At 57.7% G+C, this 20,651-nt stretch carries 15 protein-coding genes and 2 pseudogenes; 6 read left to right on the forward strand and 11 right to left on the reverse strand.

The window, feature by feature from the left end:
* Position 1: 1 nt before the first annotated feature.
* The 6 genes and pseudogenes from ACF0H7_RS05235 to ACF0H7_RS05260 all read right to left on the reverse strand — a co-directional run bounded on the left by ACF0H7_RS05235 (position 2) and on the right by ACF0H7_RS05260 (position 5,657).
* Positions 2-505 carry a DoxX family protein gene (locus ACF0H7_RS05235; RefSeq protein ID WP_397451734.1) on the reverse strand — a complete coding sequence of 168 codons (504 nt, stop codon included), beginning with the start codon at positions 503-505 and terminating at the stop codon, positions 2-4.
* Positions 506-640: 135 nt separating this feature from the next.
* Entirely contained in the window at positions 641-1,342 is a 702-nt protein-coding gene (locus tag ACF0H7_RS05240) for an ABC transporter ATP-binding protein (protein ID WP_397451735.1), read from the reverse strand.
* Positions 1,343-2,110 (reverse strand): high-affinity branched-chain amino acid ABC transporter ATP-binding protein LivG, encoded by a 768-nt coding sequence (livG, locus tag ACF0H7_RS05245; RefSeq protein WP_397451736.1) that lies wholly within the window; start codon positions 2,108-2,110, stop codon positions 1,343-1,345. It abuts the gene before it with no gap.
* Complete coding sequence (locus ACF0H7_RS05250; protein ID WP_397451737.1) at positions 2,110-3,375, reverse strand: high-affinity branched-chain amino acid ABC transporter permease LivM; 1,266 nt, start codon at positions 3,373-3,375, stop codon at positions 2,110-2,112. The genes livG and ACF0H7_RS05250 overlap by 1 nt, the downstream gene beginning before the upstream one ends.
* Positions 3,372-4,302: pseudogene (livH, locus tag ACF0H7_RS05255) on the reverse strand (high-affinity branched-chain amino acid ABC transporter permease LivH). The gene ACF0H7_RS05250 and the pseudogene livH overlap by 4 nt, the downstream one beginning before the upstream one ends.
* A 227-nt stretch (positions 4,303-4,529) precedes the next feature.
* Positions 4,530-5,657 (reverse strand): branched-chain amino acid ABC transporter substrate-binding protein, encoded by a 1,128-nt coding sequence (locus ACF0H7_RS05260; protein WP_397451738.1) that lies wholly within the window; start codon positions 5,655-5,657, stop codon positions 4,530-4,532.
* A gap of 341 nt (positions 5,658-5,998) precedes the next feature.
* On the opposite strand from ACF0H7_RS05260, the pseudogene ACF0H7_RS05265 reads away from it, so the two are divergent.
* A pseudogene (locus tag ACF0H7_RS05265) lies at positions 5,999-6,302 on the forward strand (DUF2288 domain-containing protein).
* A gap of 211 nt (positions 6,303-6,513) precedes the next feature.
* Here the strand turns inward: ACF0H7_RS05265 and ACF0H7_RS05270 are convergent.
* Both ACF0H7_RS05270 and ACF0H7_RS05275 read right to left on the reverse strand, forming a co-directional pair.
* Entirely contained in the window at positions 6,514-8,685 is a 2,172-nt protein-coding gene (locus tag ACF0H7_RS05270) for a hypothetical protein (RefSeq protein ID WP_397451739.1), read from the reverse strand.
* 230 nt (positions 8,686-8,915) lie between these two features.
* Entirely contained in the window at positions 8,916-11,195 is a 2,280-nt protein-coding gene (locus tag ACF0H7_RS05275) for a putative bifunctional diguanylate cyclase/phosphodiesterase (RefSeq protein ID WP_397451740.1), read from the reverse strand.
* 272 nt (positions 11,196-11,467) lie between these two features.
* Here ACF0H7_RS05275 and ACF0H7_RS05280 point away from each other — a divergent pair, with 272 nt between their 5' ends.
* On the forward strand, positions 11,468-12,814 hold the full coding sequence (locus ACF0H7_RS05280; protein WP_397451741.1) for a spinster family MFS transporter: 1,347 nt from the start codon (positions 11,468-11,470) through the stop codon (positions 12,812-12,814).
* Between the two features lie 184 nt (positions 12,815-12,998).
* Here the strand turns inward: ACF0H7_RS05280 and rapA are convergent, their stop codons facing one another.
* The gene (gene rapA / locus ACF0H7_RS05285) at positions 12,999-15,845 is read right to left on the reverse strand and encodes an RNA polymerase-associated protein RapA (RefSeq protein ID WP_397451742.1); all 2,847 of its coding nucleotides are present in this window, start codon (positions 15,843-15,845) and stop codon (positions 12,999-13,001) included.
* Between the two features lie 218 nt (positions 15,846-16,063).
* Between rapA and ACF0H7_RS05290 the strand changes: the two genes are divergently transcribed.
* From ACF0H7_RS05290 to ccoM, 3 genes are all read left to right on the forward strand, one after another.
* A complete protein-coding gene (locus ACF0H7_RS05290) occupies positions 16,064-16,396 on the forward strand; it encodes an aspartate-semialdehyde dehydrogenase (RefSeq protein ID WP_397451743.1) in 333 nt (110 codons plus the stop codon).
* Between the two features lie 156 nt (positions 16,397-16,552).
* On the forward strand, positions 16,553-16,714 hold the full coding sequence (locus ACF0H7_RS05295; RefSeq protein WP_397451744.1) for a hypothetical protein: 162 nt from the start codon (positions 16,553-16,555) through the stop codon (positions 16,712-16,714).
* A gap of 153 nt (positions 16,715-16,867) precedes the next feature.
* Positions 16,868-16,978, forward strand: a complete 111-nt coding sequence (ccoM, locus tag ACF0H7_RS05300) for a cytochrome c oxidase subunit CcoM (RefSeq protein ID WP_397451745.1) — start codon at positions 16,868-16,870, stop codon at positions 16,976-16,978.
* Positions 16,979-17,106: 128 nt separating this feature from the next.
* On the opposite strand, the gene ACF0H7_RS05305 is transcribed toward ccoM, so the two are convergent.
* Positions 17,107-17,577: a MaoC family dehydratase gene (locus ACF0H7_RS05305; RefSeq protein WP_397451746.1), complete on the reverse strand. Its 471-nt coding sequence runs from the start codon at positions 17,575-17,577 to the stop codon at positions 17,107-17,109.
* A gap of 60 nt (positions 17,578-17,637) precedes the next feature.
* On the reverse strand, positions 17,638-18,582 hold the full coding sequence (locus tag ACF0H7_RS05310; RefSeq protein ID WP_397451747.1) for a lysophospholipase: 945 nt from the start codon (positions 18,580-18,582) through the stop codon (positions 17,638-17,640).
* A gap of 198 nt (positions 18,583-18,780) precedes the next feature.
* Between ACF0H7_RS05310 and fadD2 the strand changes: the two genes are divergently transcribed.
* The gene (gene fadD2, locus ACF0H7_RS05315; protein ID WP_397451748.1) at positions 18,781-20,469 is read left to right on the forward strand and encodes a long-chain-fatty-acid--CoA ligase FadD2; all 1,689 of its coding nucleotides are present in this window, start codon (positions 18,781-18,783) and stop codon (positions 20,467-20,469) included.
* The last annotated feature ends 182 nt before the right edge of the window (positions 20,470-20,651 follow it).

The raw sequence follows: 20,651 nt of genomic DNA on the forward strand, positions 1-20,651 counted from the left end.
CTCAGCGAAAGCGGCGCGCAATCAAATGGTCGATCGAAAACACCCCCGGCCCTTTGGCGATCAGAAGCAACATCACCGCCGCCCAAGTCGCGTGAGTCGGATAAGCGTCGGGATAGACGAAGATCTCGATCACCAGCGTCATGCCCAGCAGAGCCAACGCTGAAAAGCGCGTCGCCAGTCCCAGCAGCAACAGCAGGGCAAAGAAGTGCTCGTTAAACGCCGCGAGATGCGCGCCAATTTCAGGTGAAATCAACGGCAGCTTGTACTCGGTCTGGAACAACGGAATGGTCGAATCCGCCAACCGTGGAATGCCGATGTTGAACGTGCCGGTAAACAGGTCGATAGCGAAGTTCTGCACCTTGGTCTGCCCCGACTGCCAGAACACCGCCGCGATGCCGAAGCGCCCCATGAACGCAATAAAGCTGTGAGGTATTTTCTCGAACAGCGCGATGATCCGGTTGATCAGCGTGGGTAAAGCGCCTTGGGAGTCTGTTTGAGCGTTCATGGCATCGCCTTTGTTGTGGTCAGAGAGTGCTTCCTTGTTTCTGTAGAGAGCGTAGGTGGGTGGGAATTACAGTGGAGTGAAAAAACTTCGCCCATAAAAAACGGCCCGAAGGCCGTTTCTTCAAACACTGAGTGCTCAACCGCCCAAATACGCATCCCGCACTTTCGGATCGACCAGCAACTCTTCCCCGGTCCCTTGCATCACCACGCGACCGTTCTCCAGTACATAAGCGCGGTCGGCGATTTTCAGGGCCTGGTTGGCGTTTTGTTCGACCAGGAATACGGTCACCCCATCACGGCGCAATTGTTCGACGATCTCGAAAATCTGCTGAATGATGATCGGTGCCAGGCCCAGCGACGGTTCGTCGAGCAGCAACAGTTTCGGCTTGCTCATCAACGCGCGCCCGATGGCGAGCATTTGCTGTTCGCCGCCGGACATGGTGCCGCCGCGCTGGTTGAAGCGTTCCTTGAGGCGCGGGAACAGGTGCAGGACTTTGTCCATTTGCTCCTGATAATCGCCTTTTTCGGTGAAGAAGCCGCCCATGGCCAGGTTTTCTTCCACGGTCAGGCGGGCGAACACGCGGCGGCCTTCCGGCACGACGGCAATGCTTTTGCGCATGATCTGCGACGATTCCTGGCCGACCAGTTCCTCGCCCATGTAGCGGATACTGCCGCTGTGGGCGCGTGGCGAGCCGCAGAGGGTCATCAGCAGGGTGGATTTACCAGCGCCGTTGGCGCCGATCAGGGTGACGATTTCGCCCTGGCGGATTTCGACGTTGACCGAGTGCAGCGCCTGGATCTTGCCGTAGAAGGTGGAAACGTTTTCGAATTGCAGCATTTACGCTTCCCCCAGGTAGGCTTTGATCACGTCAGGATTGTCGCGGATCTGTTCCGGCGTGCCGTCAGCCAGTGGCGTGCCCTGGTTGATCACCACGATATGGTCGGAGATGCTCATCACCAGTTTCATGTCGTGCTCGATCAGCAACACCGTGGCGTTGTGGTCGTTACGCAGCATGCCGATCAGTGCCTTGAGGTCTTCGGTTTCACGCGGGTTCAGACCGGCTGCCGGTTCATCGAGCATGAGGATGCGCGGGCGCGTCATCATGCAGCGAGCGATTTCCAGGCGGCGTTGCTGACCGTAGGCCAGCGTTCCGGCCGTGCGATTGGCGAATTCCTTGAGGTTGACCTGTTCCAGCCAATGCTCGGCGTAGTCCATGGCCTCGCGTTCGCTCTTGCGAAACGCAGGGGTCTTGAACAGGCCGGCGAAGAAGTTGGTGTTGAGGTGACGATGCTGGGCGACCAGCAGGTTCTCAACGGCCGTCATCTCTTTGAACAGGCGCACGTTCTGGAAAGTGCGCACCACGCCTTTACGGGCGATCTGGTGACCAGCGAGGCCCTGAATCTCTTCACCGTCCAGCACGATGCTGCCGGCAGTCGGTTTGTAGAATCCGGTCAGGCAGTTGAATACGGTGGTCTTGCCGGCGCCGTTCGGGCCGATCATCGACACCACTTGTTTCTCGTTGACGGTCAGGCCTACGCCGTTGACCGCCAACAGGCCGCCAAAGCGCATGCTCAGGCCGCTGACTTGCAGAAGCGGACGGCTCATCAGTGCGTCTCCGCTTTCAGTTTCATTTCAGGACGTTGCATTGGCAGCAGACCTTGTGGACGCCAGATCATCATCAGCACCATTACGGCACCGAACATCAACATGCGGTATTCGCTGAAGTCACGCATCAGCTCTGGCAGCAGGATCATCACGATAGCGGCGAGAAGTACGCCCAATTGCGAGCCCATACCGCCCAGCACGACGATGGCAAGGATGGTGGCGGACTCAATGAAGGTGAAGGATTCCGGCGTTACCAGCCCCTGGCGTGCGGCGAAGAAACTGCCCGCGAAGCCGGCAAAGCAAGCGCCGAGGGTGAAGGCCGAGAGCTTGATCAAGGTCGGGTTCAGACCCAGCGCGCGGCAAGCGATTTCGTCTTCACGCAGCGCTTCCCAGGCGCGGCCGATGGGCATGCGCAGCAAGCGATTGATGACGAACAACGCGAACAGGGCCAGCAGCAACGCGATCAGGTAGAGGAAAACCACCTTGCTCGCCGGGTTGTAGGCAACCCCGAAAAAGTCGCTGAAGGTGCGCATGCCATCCGCTGCGGTACGTTCGAACGACAGGCCGAACAACGTTGGTTTCGGAATATTGCTGATGCCGTTCGGGCCGCCAGTCAGGTCGGTCATGTTACGCAGCAGCAGACGGATGATTTCACCGAAGCCCAGGGTCACGATCGCCAGGTAGTCACCACGCAGACGCAACACCGGGAAGCCCAGCAGGAAGCCGAACAACGCCGCCATCATCCCGGCGAGGGGCAGGCAGATCCAGAAACTCAACCCAAAGTAGTGCGAGAGCAAGGCATAGGTATACGCGCCGACGGCATAGAAGCCGACATACCCCAGGTCGAGCAGACCGGCCAGGCCGACCACGATGTTCAGGCCAAGGCCGAGCATTACGTAAATCAGGATCAACGTGGCGATATCCACCGCGCCGCGAGAACCGAAGAACGGCCAGACGAATGCAACCACAATGATCGCTAGAACCCCCCAACGCTGAGTGCTGGGCAGGGTCAGGAAGCTGGTGGCTTTGCCCGGAATACGCGGAGCGTTGGGTGTCGAACGCCATACAGTGACGATCTGTTCGTGGAACAGGACCCGCAAAAACATAAGAATGGCGCAGCCGAAAATGGCTGTAAGCATCGCGTTGCTGGCACCGACGACCGCCAGATTAACTCCGACGATATCCAGCTTCAGGCCGAGGATCGGGTAGGCAACAGCCAATACCAGCAAGGCGCTGAAGAACGCCTGTTTAAGATTCTTGGTCATACTTTTTCAACCTCCGGGCGGCCCAGCAGACCGGTCGGCCGGAACAACAGCACCAATACGAGAAGAGCGAACGCGACTACATCCTTGTATTGGTCGCCGAATATATCGGCGCCGAAAGCCTCGGCCACGCCCAACACCAAACCACCCAGCATGGCGCCAGGGATACTGCCGATACCGCCCAGAACCGCCAGCGGTAAACGCCTTGATCCCGACGAGGAAGCCGGCGTTAGGGTTGATCACGCCGTATTGCATGCTCAGCAGGACAGCAGCAACCGCAGCCAGCGCCGCGCCGATCACGAAGGTCAGGGCGATGATGTTGTTGGTATTGATGCCCAACAGGTTGGCCATCTTGATGTCTTCAGCACAGGCGCGGCAGGCGCGACCCAGGCGAGAGCGGGAAATGAACCAGGTCAGCGCAAGCATGGCGACCAGAGTCACGATGAAGATCAGAATTTGCATGTAGGAAATCACCACCTCTTGCGAGTTGGAGATGCCGAACACGAAATTGCCGGGAATCAGGTTGGGAATCGATTTGTCTTTCGAGTCCTGGGCGAGCAGAACAGTGTTCTGCAGAAAGATCGACATACCGATAGCCGAGATCAGCGGGATCAAGCGGTTGCTGCCGCGCAGAGGGCGATAGGCAACACGTTCGATGGCGTAACCGTAGGCACTGGTAACGACGATGCTTGCCACGAAGGCAGCGGTGATCAGCAGGGGCAGGTTGTCCAGACCGAGCATGGACAGGCCAGCCAAGACGATAAACGCCACGTACGAGCCAATCATGTAAACCTCGCCGTGGGCGAAGTTGATCATGCCAATGATGCCGTAGACCATTGTGTAGCCGATGGCAATCAATGCATAGGTGCTGCCAATGGTCAGACCATTAACCAGCTGTTGGAAAAAGTGATAGATGTCTATATCAGGCATTACCGCGCTCCTAAAAACCTACTGAGTATTTCACTGGTGAAGTCATTTCCCGTTCGCTGTTCATGGTATGGGTCCACGTTTGGCGATTGAGCCCAGTGAATCACTGGTGACGGTTTCAAGATTTTCAGGGGGGAAGAGTCGCTATGGCGCAAGGCTCGACCCGTTACCTCGTAAAACAAAGCCCACTGTGGATGCAGTGGGCTTTGGGTGAGTCACAAGCTAGCCGGTTATTTCATCGGAGCTTCGGTTTTGGTGCCGTCTTTGTGCCAGGTGTAGACCACGAATTTGAAGTCTTTCAGGTCGCCCTTGGCGTCGAAGCTCAGGTCGCCGGTAGGGGTCTTGAAGGTACCGGCACGGATCGCGTCAGACACTTTTTTGGTGTCTTCGGATTTAGCGGTTTTGATCGCGTCGGCAATCACTTCAACAGCCGCGTAGGCCGGGAATACGAAAGGACCGCTCGGGTCTTCTTTCTTCGCGGTGAACTCGGCTACCAGTGCCTTGTTCGCTGGATCCTGGTCGAACGACTTCGGCAGGGTCACCAACAGGCCTTCGGAAGCGTCTTGAGCGATCTGCGAGATCGATGCGTTACCCACGCCTTCTGGACCCATGAAGCGTGCTTTCAAGCCTTTTTCTTGCGCCTGACGCAGGATCAGACCCAGCTCAGGGTGGTAGCCGCCGTAGTAAACGAAGTCGACGTTGGCTTGTTTCATTTTCGCGATCAGCGAGGAGAAGTCTTTGTCGCCAGCGTTGATACCTTCGAACAGGGCAACTTTTACGTTTTTGCCTTCGAGGGTTTTCTTCACTGCGGTCGCGATGCCTTCACCGTATTGCTGCTTGTCGTGGATGACAGCAACGATTTTCGGTTTGACCACGTCAGCGATATAGTTACCCGCTGCCGGGCCTTGAGCGCTGTCCAGGCCGATGGTACGGAAGACCATTTTATAGCCACGGTTGGTGATGTCCGGGCTGGTAGCAGCCGGGGTCACCATGATGATGCCTTCGTCTTCGTAGATATCCGAAGCTGGCTGAGTCGAGCTGGAGCATAGGTGACCGACCACGAATTTCACGCCGTCGTTGACGACTTTGTTGGCGATCGCAACGGCTTGCTTCGGATCACACGCATCATCGTACTCAACGGCTTCGAGTTTCTTGCCGTCGACACCGCCTTTGGCGTTGATGTCAGCGATAGCCATTTTCGCGCCGCTGAACTGCATGTCGCCGTACTGAGCTACTGCGCCGGTTTTAGGGCCGGCGATGCCGATCTTGATGGTATCGGCTGCGTACGAATGGCTGGCAACCCCGGCCAGAACCAATGCGGCAAACAGCTTGGAAATCTGCTTAGTACCCTTAGTCATGATGCTCCACTCTTGTGTTGTAATTTTTATATCCTGGCGGCCAAAAGCTGCAGGACCGGATTCAAAAAGCGCCCGATCTTCCCCCCGGCAACTGTACCGGTACAGTGTAGAGCGCCGGTTTGCCGCTTGAAAAGCTGGCTACTGGGGGCAAAACCGAATGATGTCGCTTAATTGTAAGAAAGATACAGAATCGCTACGACTTTCCCCCTCTCACAGGTCTCATGAGTGAGTCGAACCCCCAAACGTTTCTGAACCCTCCATGCAATCAACCACTTAAATCTGGGTTTGTCTGCGGAAACGGCGGCGCTATCATTGCGCCGATTTTCTTTTTGGTGAAACCCATGACCCAACAACCTAGCACCCTCTATGCCAAGCTGCTTGGCGAAACCGCCTCAATTACCTGGACTGAATTGCAACCGTTCTTTGCGAAGGGTGCCCTGTTGTGGGTCGAGACGTCGCTGGATTTGATTGAGGTCGCAGGCCGTGGCTGAAAACCAGGCAGACAAAGTCGCAGCGTGGCTTGCAGCCGGAGAGATCAGCAAGGTGGCTGAATCAAGGGCGCTGGATCTTCTTGAGCGTGACCCGCCGTTATGGGCAGTAGTGGTGGCACCGTGGGTGCTGATCCAGGACAGGGCGCAAGCCTGATCCGGTGCTCGTGGTTGGTGCGGTTGTTTGATGAATGAGTAGGGCGGTAACCGAACTGGCAAAAGATGGCGAAGTGCCGTAGCGAAAAATCCCACCTGAATACGTGGATTACAGCGCCGAATATCTTATGTAGGAGCGGGCTTGCCCACGATCGGCGCAATGCGGTGCATCAGGCCGATCGCCATCGCGGGCAAGCCCGCTCCTACAAGCGTTAGTGCGCAGTTTTACCCGTGTGGTTATTAAGCGAAATAACCCGTGTCTTGCCGATCCGGTGACGGTAGATCTCACGCAGGTATTTGACCGCTTTCTTCACGCTGTCCCGGGAAATACGGATGTCGTTGATCGAGACGAACTTGGATTTGTCGTCGATCAGTTCGCGGTACTTCTTCTCGTACATCGGTTTGATCGCGTACCAGTTGGTGTCGAGGATCTTCGCCGGGTTTTCGTACTCGTTGAGCAAGTCGTCGATACGCCCTTCGTCGAACTCATCGCTGACGATAAAGTCGATAATGGCGTTGTCCAGGGTGTCGTCGAAACGGTATTCGTTACGCGCGAAGCAGCGCTTGATGAAGGCCACGATCAGCGTCAGGAAGTCGTCCGACAGGCACGGGCTTTTCGCGATCAGGGTGGTCAGCGACAAGTTGGCAGACGCGCCGATTACCAACGCATAACGCTTGAGCGTGGTATTCGGGAACAGGCTGTTGAGGTGGGTTTTCAGCCGGTTCAGGTCCATGTAGGACAGCTTGTAGTCCTTGGGCAACGAAACGATCGATACCACCGACGAGCAGTTCTTGAAGAAGTGCAGGTCATGCAGCGCCGCTGCGTCGTAACCGGATGCTTTGTACTGCTCCAGCGCCGCGCGATAACGCGTGGATTCGATCGGCAGCAAGCTGATGCCTTCGATGGCCTGGGTGACTTTGTTGAAGTGCGGCAGGTCGATGGAGCGGAAGAACAGGTCATCGATGTTCAGACGTGGCTGTTCTTTTTCGAACACCTTGAATTTGTCTGAGTTGGGCGCCGGCTGTTCCGGTACCACCGATTCTGCGTAGGCAATCGCTACCGGCCCCGCCAGACTCATGAACAAGTCGTTGGCGTCCAGGCGAATGGTTTCGCCAATGTCGATCCCGGCGCGTCGGAAGTAGTTCTGGTCGTAGTCGGTGGTAACCGCCTGCGCTGTCAGAATGTTGAAAATCTGCTGCGAGATGTACTGGTTGGCGTGACGCTCCATGGCGTTCACGTCGATGTTCTCGATGTTGCCGTCGTCGCTTTCTTCGGCGTAACGCATGATGTCGTTGGAAATCAGCATCATCGCGTTCCAGGGACGAATCCGGCCCATGACGCTGGCTTCGCTGCTGTCTTCATTGGCGAAGTTGTAGGAGAAGTCCCACTCCTCAGCCAGGTACTTGCAAAGCAGGCGTCCGGCGTTGATGTGCAGTGCTTCAGACATTTCGCTGCGATGGTCAGAAATGTTCGGCAGGATGCAGATGCCGCTGGTGAAGATCGGCTCGAAGACGAAGGAGCGTCCGCGCTTGCTGTCATTCTCGCTGGCAGGCTTGGTGTCGAACGTCTTGTTCATGTACGAATACTGTTGCGCCAGACCAAATTCCGACGCCATGCCGGAACCGGTACCGCCGCCCGCACTGAAAATGTAGAAGTACAAGCGCGATTGGTTGGCTTTGATCCCGCACGAGTCGATCAGGTACGAGTGAACCAGTTTCCAGTCGGCGCTGGAAAAGTTCTGGGTGTCCTTGTTCAGGATGATCTTGGCCAGGTACTGACCGAGGATCGGTGCGTTACCGGCACCACCCGCGTGGACCTCGGACAGGTCCATGATTTTCATTTTGCTGTAGTCATTGATGAAGCCGCCTTTCTCGCCCTTGCGAGAGAAACGGATGCGCCCGGCAATGTCCTTGTCCAGGTCGCCCAACATGACCAGTGGCTCCACCAGGAACACCGGTTTGCTGGCCTTGTTATGCACCAGGCGCAGGTTATTGCGAATCCAGCGCGCTGGGCTGTAGCCCTTTTCGTCGACCAGCCGGTCTTCGTTGCTGAACTGATTGAGGTAGAACTTGCGTGCGTTGTACACCAGTTCGGCGACGTCCAGCGCAATGTTCGACCCGCAACGACCCAGACCAATCAGGCATACCGACGGGAATTGCTGGTCGCGACGCATATCGTTTTCGTCTTCGATAAGGGACGAAGGTGGAAACACGATGTCTCGCAGGCCATCCAGATTGTCGAGGATGCGATCGGTGTCAGTCTCGGTGAAGTACAGATACTGGTGCGCGGGCATCGGCTGCGGACTGTAGACACTGCGAGGGACAGGAGGGGCAGTAATAAGGAGTTCTGATACCGCGCTGGCCGGGTCGTTTTTCTGAGTCATCGTGCGCCATATGCCTGGAGTGGATGGCTGCTCGATTTAGTGTTATCGCGCCATCATGGGGGAAGAAAATACGACTTTACAGTGCGTCATAAGCTTGAGCGATAGGGTTTAACCCTAGTGCTGACTAGGGTGTTCCCTTGTTCAAGCTATTGATTTGTCGGCCGAGATTGCCGGCTCTTTAATTCAACGAGACAAGGATTTACCGAGAAAGGAGGGGGCGATGCGTTCGATCAGCCTGCGGGATGGGCAACAGTGGCGCCAATGTATGGGATCAAGCTGTCGGTGAACAGGTTTCCGCTGGTGGTCAGGCCGGTGAATTGCGGGGGGAGCGCAGGTGGCCAAAGGCTTGCCGGTTTGCGTTGATTGAGTTCTTGTATCAGCGGCAGCAGCAATTCCAGCGGCGCCGGCTTGCTGAACAGGTAGCCTTGCGCATAGTCGCAGCCATATTGACTGAGAAAGTCCAGTTGCTGCGGAGTTTCCACGCCCTCAGTGACCACTTTGAGGTGCAGGGTGTGGGCCATGATAATAATTGCCTGGACGATTTCCATGTCCTGTTGCGATTTGGGGATGTCCACGATGAACGATCGATCGATTTTCAGGGTATTCAACGGCAGCCGTCGCAGATAGGCCAATGACGAATAGCCCGTGCCAAAGTCATCGATGGACAACGATACGCCCAGGGCGCGGATGTGCTTCAGCAGTTCGATGGTGTTGCTGATATTGCCCATCAGCGCGTTTTCGGTTACCTCCAGTTCAAGCCGGTCTGGCGAGACTCCGGCGTCTTCCAGGGCGAAGCGGATTTCTTCGGCCAGTTCCTCCCGGGCCAGGTTCAATGCTGAACAGTTGACCGCGATGAGGAGGCGTTCGAAGCCACCTTTGTGCAGCAGTGACAAATCCCGGCAGGCACGTCTCAGCACCCAGTTATCCAGCTCGGCAATCAAACCGTTGGCTTCAGCAATCGCAATGAAGCGCTCCGGGGTCAGCAGACCGTGCTGTGGATGCTGCCAGCGCACCAGCGCTTCGAGCTTGGCGACATGCCCGGTTTGCAGATCAACGATAGGCTGGTAGTAAAGTAATAATCCCTCTCCGTCGCGCAGTGCACCTCGCAGTTCCTCCTCAAGTTGCAATTCAAGGGTGGCCTTGGTTTTCAGGTTCGAGCTGAAAAAGTACAGGGCGTTGCGGCCACTGCCCTTGGACTCATACAGCGCCAGGTCTGCGTTTTTCAGCAGTTCTTCGCAGGTTTTACCGTCATCGGGGAACACGCTGATACCGATACTGGTGGTCATCACCATGCGCCGGCCACCCAGTGCAATGGGTTCTTTCATGGCGTGCATGACCCGTTGCGCCAGGTGGCGGGCCTCTTCGCGGTTGTTCAAGGAGATCAAAATACAGAACTCGTCGCCGCCAAAGCGTGCCACGACATCCTGAGTCCGGGTGGCATTGCGAATATGGTCGGCGATGACTTTGAGCAGCTCATCGCCGGCGTCGTGTCCGAGGCTGTCGTTGATGCGCTTGAAGTGGTCGATGTCGAGAAACATCACCGCCAGCATGCCGCCGCTCAGCGTTTGCTCCAGCAGCTTCTCGGCGAAGATATGGTTGAAACCGCGGCGATTGATCAGATTGGTCAAGGCGTCATAGTGGGCCACTTGCTGCAAGGAGACCCTGGCCTGATCCAGTTGGCTGAGCAGGGCATTGACCCGCCGCAGATCGTGTTCTTTGCCTTGCAGTTTTTTGTCGGCCAGCGCGGCGCTGATGCTGCCGACGATGATCAGCATCACGATCAGGGCAATGGTCAGGCCCAGTTGCAGACTGTTGTCGCTGGTTGCGGGTTGCAGGGCACTGGCGGCGGGCACCACCAGATTCAACGACCACATGCCCAGGAAATGCGTCAACAGGATTCCGGCGCCGAGCAACAGACTGGCGCCGACTTTGTAAAGTTGATGGAGCATGCCGCTGCCTTTGCGCAGGCGCACCGCCAGCAGCAAAATGGCCAGGCTGGACGCGATCGCCGTCAGCGTCGATAAGGCAAACAGGCGTGGTTCATAATATTGCGTGGCGTTGGAGCGCAGCGCCGACATCCCGACGTAGTGCATGGCCGTAATGCCCAGGCCGACCAGGATCGAAGAGTGAATGTACTGCGTGGTACTCAGCGAGGTGTTACTGAGCATGCGCATCACGACCAGTCCGGCAATCAACGCAATCAGCAGCGACATCACCGTGATGTGCAGGTCGTAGTGGACCTCGATCGGGGCCTGGAACGCGAGCATGTTAATAAAGTGCATTGCCCAGATGCCCACGGCCAGGCACATGGCGCCCAGCCAGCACCACAAGGTTTGCGCTTCCGGTTTTTCTGCATGGCTCAGCCGTTCGGCCATATCCAGGGTGGCGAAGTTGGCGGCGCAAGCGATCAGGTAGGCCAAAACAACCAGCAGGCCATAGTGGGTACAGTCCAGCAAAATTTGCCCGCTCGCTGGAAGCTCAGCGAGAAAATGTAAACCCAGCCAATCCATAGCGCGCCCCATTACTCAATGCCAGGGTGCCACGGTCCTATAGACGGTGGCGAGTCGACTGGGAGTATAGGAGCTACGCGCTGTGCGCTAAAGTTAATGGCTATTTGACCTCAACGATTTTGGCATTGAATCAATAGCGAATAGTTCTAAAAACTCGCCGACAGGTCCATTGAGCACTATCAGCGTTACGAATGTTTACAGACAGGTTTGTCCTACAGTCCTAGATTACAGATCGCAGGCCATGTGAATAACAATAAAAGAGACGGACACCCATGCAGAACTCGACCCAAGCGGAGAATGCCTGGCGCATTCTGTTCCTGCTGTTCCTGGCAAACCTGTTCAATTTCTACGATCGCACGCTGCCCGCCATCATCATCGAGCCAATCCGCATGGAATGGCACCTGAGCGACTTTCAGATCGGGATCATTGGCACGGCGTTCACCATCGTTTACGCCATCGCCGGTCTGCCCTTGGGGCGCATGGCCGACAATGGTTCGCGGCGCAAGCTCATGGGTTGCGGGCTGGCGGTATGGAGCGGGCTGACTGCGGCCAATGGCCTGGTGGGCAGCTTCTGGACGTTTCTGTTAGTACGCATGGGTATCGGCATCGGTGAGGCCAGCTATGCACCGGCCGCGAACTCCTTGATCGGTGACTTGTTCCCGGCCGGCCGTCGTGCGCGGGCCATGGGCATCTTCATGCTGGGTCTGCCGTTGGGCCTGCTGCTGGCGTTTTTCACCACCGGCGCCATCGTCAAGGAATTCGGTACCTGGCGTGCGCCGTTCTTCATCGCCGCGTTGCCGGGCCTGGTACTGGCGGTGTTCATGTTCTTTATCCGTGAGCCCAAGCGGGGGGCGGCGGAAAGCGTGCGCATGTCTCAGGAAAAAATCGAAAAGCCGATTCGTCGGGTGCTGGCGATTCCCACCTTTTTATGGCTGGTACTGGCCGGGTTGAGTTTCAACTTTGCAACCTATGCCTGTAACTCGTTCATGGTGCCGATGCTGCAGCGCTACTTCCAGATGCCATTGCAGCAGGCGGCAGTCGCGACCGGGCTGATCGTCGGCGTGACCGGTTTGTTCGGGCTGACTCTGGGTGGCTGGATTGCCGACAAACTTCACCAGCGTTACGCCAATGGTCGACTGATGTTTGCGGCCTTGAGCATGATCGTCTCCGTGGCGGCAACGGGCTACGCCTTGCATGCCGGGCGAATCGACATTGGCTTGTTCGTCGGCGTGTTCAGCGTGGGCTGGCTGTTTTCCTACAACTTCTACACCTGCGTCTACACCGCGATCCAGGACGTGGTCGAACCCCGTTTGCGGGCAACGGCGATGGCAGTGTTCTTCGCCGGGTTGTACCTGTTGGGCGGCGGTCTTGGGCCGGTGGTGGTCGGGCTGCTGTCTGACTACTTCTCGCATTCAGCGATGCAGGCGGCGGGTGTCGAGCAGATGAGTGAAGTGTTCAAGGCCGACGGCTTGCACGATGCAATGCTGCTGATCCCGGTGGCGTTGTTCATGACCTTGCTGTTCCTGCTCCAGGCCTCCCGCAGCTTTGCTCGCGACGCCGAGCGGATGAAGGCCGGGATGGTGGCGGATGAGCCGCAGATGCCGGCGGTGACGGCCTGATAGTCTGTGCCCCGACCCTGTAGGAGCTGCCGAAGGCTGCGATCAATCGCCATCGCGAAGGTCGTTCCGACCTTATCGCAGCCTTCGGCAGCTCCTACAGAATCGGGGCCAGAACAGGCAACGGCGATCTTCAAAAACAACAAAGCCCGCATCAGCGGACTTTGTCATTCATGCAGTCAGCGAATCAACCGGCAACCAACACCCGAATCGCTTCCAGGCGCAGTGCTGCTTTGTCGAGCATGGCCAGGCCTTGCTCACGTTGTTGACGCAGTGCAACCAGTTCGCTGTCGCGCACGGTCGGGTTGACCGCTTGCAGGGCGGTCAGGCGCGCCAGTTCTTCTTCGGTATCGGCCGCCAGACGACGTTGTGCCTCAGCCACGCGCTCGGCGTGTTTCGGGAAGATCTTGGCTTCGCCGGCATTGATCTGCGGGTTGAGCACGTCGCGCTGGGCCTGGATGAACTTGTTGGCGCTGGCACGTGGCACGCTCTCCAACTGTTCATTCAAGGTCACGAACGACACACGCCCGGACAAGTCATTGCCTTGGGCGTCCAGCAGGCAGCGCAGGGCGGCCGGTGGCAAGTAGCGGCCCAGTTGCAGCGAACGCGGAGCAACTACTTCACTGACGTACAGCAGCTCCAGCAACACGGTGCCAGGTTTCAGCGCCTTGTTCTTGATCAGCGCCACGGCGGTGTTGCCCATCGAGCCGGCGAGCACCAGGTCCATGCCACCTTGCACCATCGGGTGTTCCCACGTGATGAACTGCATGTCTTCACGGGCAAGCGCCTGATTGCGGTCGTAGGTGATGGTCACGCCTTCGTCGTCGCCCAGCGGGAAGCTGGCGTCGAGCATTTTCTCGCTTGGCCTGAGGATCAGCGCGTTTTCCGAATGGTCCTCGCTGTCGATGCCAAAGGCGTCGAACAGGGTCTCCATGTAGATCGGCAGGGTGAACTGATCGTCTTGCTCAAGGATGTCCTCGACCAGCGCTTCGCCTTCGCCGGCGCCGCCCGAATTGAGCTCCAGCAAGCGGTCGCGGCCACTGTGCAGCTCGCCCTCCAGACGGATACGTTGTTCACGCGCTTCATCGACCAGCACGCGCCAGTCATCGTCATCGCCACTTTCCAGCAACGGCAGCAAGCGCGGACCGAACTGGTGCTGCAGGGCGTTGCCGGTCGGACAGGTATTGAGGAAGGCATTCAACGCTTCGTGGTACCACTGGAACAGGCGCTCTTGCGGGCTGGTTTCCAGGTAGGGGACGTGCAATTCGATGATGTGCTTCTGGCCGATCCGGTCGAGACGACCGATACGCTGCTCCAGCAAGTCCGGGTGCGCCGGCAGATCGAACAACACCAGATGGTGCGCGAACTGGAAGTTGCGGCCTTCACTGCCGATTTCCGAACAGATCAGCACTTGCGCGCCAAACTCTTCGTCGGCGAAGTACGCCGCAGCGCGGTCACGTTCGAGGATGTTCATACCTTCGTGGAACACCGTGGCCGGAATCCCGGAACGCACGCGCAGGGCGTCTTCCAGGTCCATCGCGGTTTCGGCGTGGGCACAGATGACCAGCACTTTGACCCGCTTGAGCATCTTCAGGGTGTCGATCAGCCAATCGACACGCGGGTCGAAACGCCACCAGCGCTGGTCTTCGGTAAGGTCCGGTTGCGACTGGAAGCTGACTTCCGGGTACAGGTCGGCATGTTCGCCCACCGGCAACTCCAGGTATTCGGCAGGGCAAGCCAGCGGATACGGGTGCAGTTTGCGTTCCGGGAAGCCTTGAACGGCAGCCCGGGTGTTACGGAACAGTACGCGGCCGGTGCCATGACGATCGAGCAATTCACGAATCAGGCGAGCGTTGGCTTCGGTGTCGCCATCGGCCACGGCGGCCAGCAGCGAATCGCCTTCGGCACCGAGGAAACCGTGGATGGTCTTGTGCGCAGCAGGCGACAGACGGCCTTGATCGAGCAGTTCCTGCACCGCTTCGGCGATCGGGCGATAGTTATCGCTCTCGGCGCGGAAGGCGTTCAGGTCGTGGAAACGGTTCGGATCGAGCAGGCGCAAACGCGCGAAGTGGCTGTCCTGGCCCAGTTGTTCCGGGGTTGCGGTCAGCAACAGCACGCCCGGGATCGTTTCAGCCAGCTGCTCGACCAGGGTGTATTCAGGGCTGGCCTGCTCTTCGTGCCAGACCAGGTGATGCGCTTCGTCGACCACCAGCAAATCCCAACCGGCGGCAAACAGTGCGTCCTGGGCCTTCTCGTCGTCCACCAGCCACTCCAGCGCCACCAGCGCCAGTTGCGTGTCTTCAAACGGGTTAGAGGCATCGCTTTCGATAAAGCGTTCTTCATCGAACAACGCCACTTGCAGGTTGAAGCGGCGACGCATCTCCACCAGCCACTGGTGCTGGAGGTTTTCCGGAACCAGGATCAACACCCGGTTGGCGCGGCCCGACAACAGTTGGCGGTGAATCACCAGACCGGCTTCGATGGTTTTACCCAGGCCTACTTCGTCGGCCAGCAGCACCCGTGGCGCGATACGATCAGCGACTTCGCGGGCGATGTGCAATTGGTGCGCGATAGGTTGCGCACGCACGCCGCCCAGGCCCCAGAGCGAGGACTGCAACTGGCGGCTGGTGTGCTCCAGGGTGTGGTAACGCAGCGAGAACCAGGCCAGCGGGTCGATCTGACCCGCGAACAAACGGTCGGTGGCCAAGCGGAACTGAATGAAGTTCGACAGCTGGGTCTCCGGCAGCGTGACGCCTTCGTTTTGCGCGTTGAGCCCGTGATAGACCAGCAGACCGTCGACGTCATCGACTTCGCGCACGGTCATTTTCCAGCCTTCGAAGTGGGTGATGGTGTCACCCGGCGAAAAACGTACGCGTGTCAGCGGTGCATTTCGCAGCGCATATTGGCGGGTATCGCCAGTGGCCGGATAGAGCACGGTCAACAAGCGGCCGTCTTGTGCCAAAACGGTGCCTAATCCCAGCTCAGCTTCGCTGTCACTAATCCAGCGTTGCCCCGGTTGATACTGCTGCGCCATGCTGCCTGACTCCCGCCGTGAAAAAGCCGACTATCTTAACGGAACACGGCGCTGAGCCAAAGGACGCTGTTGAAAACAGGCCGTATTCATTGGATAGGTGCCTTTGCTTTGGCGACGTAAGGCACTTGTTGGGCAAGACCTTAGTTGAAAGTTTTACTTCATGTTACTCAAGTCGACGAAGCGGCAGCCGACAGTCTGCAGACAGGAGATCAATAATTATGCTGCCACCGTTTCTACCGCTGAGCGCAGTGCCCGTTACGTCACAGCTCGATCCGGTCAAGCAACGGCCGGACATCCCGCCCGTGATGCCGGTGCAGCCAACGTCCAATGAAAGCACCATCGACCTGCGCAAGCGCGATCCCGAACAGACCGCGACCATGTTGCGTGAGGAGCAGGAACGCCGTCAGCAACGGCGCCGTAATGGCGAGCCTGAGCCGGAAGAGCCGTTGGCGATTCCCGGGGATTCGTTGAATGCCGACAACACCGTGCCCGTTATCGCCCTGATGGACGAAGAGCCGCATAAAGGGCTGTGGGTGGATGTAGAGGTGTAGGGTTCCGTGGTCCGGCTGATATCGACCTGCTGCCGTTTTGCGACGAAAGGGGCGGCAGCTTCCAACATTTTGTCGTGCAACTAGCTCGATCACCGCTAGCCACGGCGGCCTTCCCCACGCATTATTGGCGTATCCCGAGTTCAAGACGTAGAAGCCATGAGCGAAGACGACAAATTGATAGACTTGGGCGCCGAACGCGCCAAGCGTACCCACGATCTCAAAGACAAACGCCTCAATGAAATTCGTCTGGCGTTCGAGCAGGCGATGCCCATGGGCAAAGGCAAGAAAAAGCCCAAGGGCAAACCGAAAAAGCCTTGAGTGCCACGGCTCATCCCTCCGATGTTTGATGCCGGTCAGTGATCCACTGCTTGTCGCGCCTTGTCGTGGCCGCTATTGACCTGGATCAATATCCTCCAACGCCTTGCTGGTTAACCTTGCTTCATCGAACAGGATGAAGCAGGGGAGGCGTTTATGTTTCTCGATAATGTGGTCATCGCCGGTGTACTCACCGTCGGCCTGATGCTGGCGTTCTTCGCGGGCTTGGGAATTTTCATCTGGAAGGATACGAACAAGCGCAAATAGCGCTGGAAAAGAGCACGCAAGGCATTTTGGGCGACTTCGGTCGCCTTTTTTTCGTTCTTTGCTCAGGCGCAAAAGAGCCCGCTCCTACAATAGATCGCATCACCATGTAGGAGCAGGTGCGAAGCTTTTCAGCCGATGGTGATGGTTGGCAGCGTCGGCAGAGTGACGGTCTGTTGTTTGCGCGGCGCGAGGATTTCGGCCTCGCCATCCACCACCAGCTCATCGCGCTGGTTGAATACGCGGGTAGCAATGCGTACGCGGAATTTCGGCAGCTTTTCCAGAATCTCCAGACGAACCGTCAAGGTGTCGCCAATCTTCACCGGCTTCTGGAAGCTCATTTGCTGACCGATATAGATAGTGCCCGGCCCAGGCAATTCGCAAGCGACCGCCGCGCTGATCAACGCGCCGCTGAACATGCCGTGGGCGATGCGCTCCTTGAACATGGTGGCGGCGGCGAACTCGGGATCCAGATGCACCGGGTTGTGGTCGCCCGACATCGCAGCGAACAGCTGGATATCACGCTCTTCGACGGTCTTGCTGTAACTGGCGGTCTGGCCGACTTCGAGCGCTTCGTACGGCGTGTTGGTGACTTGAGTCATGGAGTGTTCCCGTGGCGTAAAGGTTGACGATAAACGTATCGGTGGCGGGTGCCGCTCTCTCTATTCGGTGCGCGGTGGTCGAGAAATCCTCAGTGCCTGCTCAAGCCAGTCGAGCAAGTCACGGGTGACTTCATCGCGGTTGGTTTCGTTGAGCACCTCGTGACGCGCCTGCGGATAGAGTTTGAGTTGCACTGCTTGGTTCCCGGCCTGGGTCATTGCAGCGGCAAGATCTTTGAGACGTTTGCCCTCGCTCACCGGATCACATTCTCCCCCGGTAATCAGCAACGGCAAGCAGGGATCGATCTGGGCAAGGTTGGTCGGTTTGCTGATTTGCTGCAAGCCGCCGAGCATATCCAGCCAGAATTGATTGGTGCAGCGAAAGCCGCAATTAGGGTCGTTGATGTAATTGTCGACTTCTTGCGGGTCGCGGCTCAACCAATCAAATGGCGTGCGGTTCGGTTTGAAGGCTTTATTGAAGGAGCCAAAGGACAACCATTCGATCAGCGCGCTGCGCCCGGTCGGCCCCTGACGCCAGCGCTCCAGGCGGGCAACCAGGCTGGCGCTGCGATACAGCGACACCGGCTGGAAATTCGAACCACTGAGAATCGCCCCTTGCAAGCTACCGCTGTGGTGCAGCAGATAGGCCTGGGCGATGTAACTGCCCATGCTGTGGCCCATGAGGAAAATCGGCAGCCCCGGATGTTTCTGATGGATGTATTGCGACAGGCTGGCCAGATCACCGACCACTTTGCTCCAGCCATCTTCGTCGGCGTAGTGCCCCAGTTCGCCATGGGCGGCGGTATTCCCGTGGCCGCGCTGATCCAGCGCATACAAGGCGAAACCTGCGGTATTCAGCGCTGCGCCGAAGCGTTCGTAACGACCACTGTGTTCAGCCATTCCATGAGACAACATCACAACAGCCCTGGGCGATACCGGCGGGTACCAATGATTGACGTACAGGCGACTGTGATCACTGGCATCGAGCCAAAAAGCAGAGTGAGTCATGGCGATTCCTTGTGCCTCGTGTGACATATCCTTGCATTGTATAGCCGATGACCAATCTCAGTCCGACCAGCAGCAAGATTCACACGATTGATGACGAGCTGTGGACTATTTGCCTTGTTGACGTTAGCTGCTAACGTCCGGCAAGCCCCGCTGTTGAATACGCGGGCCAGACACACTCAGGTAAGAGGACAAACAACAATGCAACCTGATTTCTGGAACGATAAACGCCCGGCCGGTGTGCTCCCCGAGGTGGACCTTGCGGCGTACAAGTCGGTGATCGAGGTATTCGAGCGTTGCTGCAAAAAGTTCGCTGACCGCCCGGCATTCAGCAACATGGGCGTCACCCTGACCTATGCCGAGCTGGAACGTCATTCGGCAGCGTTTACCGCTTACCTGCAAGAGAATACCGATCTGCAACCCGGCGATCGCATCGCCGTGCAGATGCCTAACCTGCTGCAATACCCGATCGCCGTGTTTGGTGCCTTGCGCGCCGGCCTGATCGTGGTCAATACCAACCCGTTGTACACCGCGCGGGAAATGCGTCATCAGTTCAAGGATTCGGGCGCGCGGGCGCTGGTCTACCTGAACGTGTTCGGCAAACTGGTGCAGGAAGTGCTGCCGGACACCGACATTCAATACCTGATCGAAGTGAAGATGGGCGACATGCAGTCGGCCGCCAAAGGCTGGCTGGTCAACACCGTCGTCGACAAGGTCAAGAAGCTGGTGCCGGCCTACGACCTGCCACAGGCAGTCTCGTTCAAAAGCGTACTGAAACTGGGCCGTGGTCATCACCTGCAAGCGGTGCGCATCGGCCTCGACAACATTGCCGTGCTGCAATACACCGGCGGCACCACTGGCTTGCCCAAGGGCGCGATGCTGACCCACGGCAATCTGGTGGCGAACATGCAGCAGGTGTATGCCTGCATGTTGCAACACGGTCCGGACGGTACGCCGCTGTTCAAGCAGGGCAGCGAAGTGATGATCGCGCCGCTGCCGCTGTACCATATCTATGCCTTCACCGCGAACTGCATGTGCATGATGGTCAGCGGCAACCACAACGTGCTGATCACCAACCCGCGGGATATCGGCGGCTTCATCAAAGAGCTGAAAAACTGGCGTTTCTCGGCGTTGCTCGGGCTCAACACCTTGTTCGTGGCGTTGATGGATCACCCGGACTTCAAAAGCCTGGACTTCTCTCACCTCAAGCTGACCAACTCCGGCGGCACCGCGCTGGTCAAGGCTACGGCCGAGCGCTGGCAGCAAATCACCGGCTGCGCGATTGTCGAAGGCTACGGCTTGACCGAAACCTCGCCAGTGGCCTGTACCAACCCCTACGGCGAGAAGGCGCGTTTGGGCACCGTGGGCATTCCCGTGCCGGGCACCTGGATGAAAGTCACCGATGACAACGGCGTCGAGCTGCCGTTGGGCGAACGGGGCGAGTTGTGCATCAAGGGCCCGCAGGTGATGAAGGGCTACTGGCATCGCCTCGAAGCCACCGCCGAAGTGTTGGATGCCGATGGCTGGCTGAAAACCGGTGATATCGCGGTGATCGACCCGGACGGCTTCGTCCGCATCGTCGATCGCAAGAAAGACATGATCATCGTTTCCGGTTTCAACGTTTATCCGAATGAAATCGAAGATGTGGTCATGGCACACCCGAAAGTCGCCAGTTGCGCGGTGATCGGCGTACCCGACGAGCGGTCGGGCGAAGCCGTGAAACTGTTCGTGGTCGCACGGGAGGCGGGGGTCAGCATTGAAGAGCTGAAGACTTACTGCAAAGAAAACTTTACTGGTTACAAAGTCCCCAAGCACATCGTGCTGCGAGACTCGTTGCCAATGACGCCTGTCGGCAAAATCCTGCGCCGCGAGCTGCGCGATATCGCTTGATCGGGTAAAACCTGCTACACCGTCAATCGCGGGCAAGCCGCTTCTACAAGGCGTCGAACTGTAGGAGCGGGCTTGCCCGCGATTGCTTTTTCAGTGTGATTTTTTGTAAATAGAATTAATGCTCTAATTGTGACTTGATGTGTATCTTGAGTCATGTTTATGACTGTAGGGGTCTCTTTTGG

The sequence above is a fragment of the Pseudomonas sp. NA-150 genome (assembly GCF_044336365.1).
Taxonomy (GTDB): domain Bacteria; phylum Pseudomonadota; class Gammaproteobacteria; order Pseudomonadales; family Pseudomonadaceae; genus Aquipseudomonas.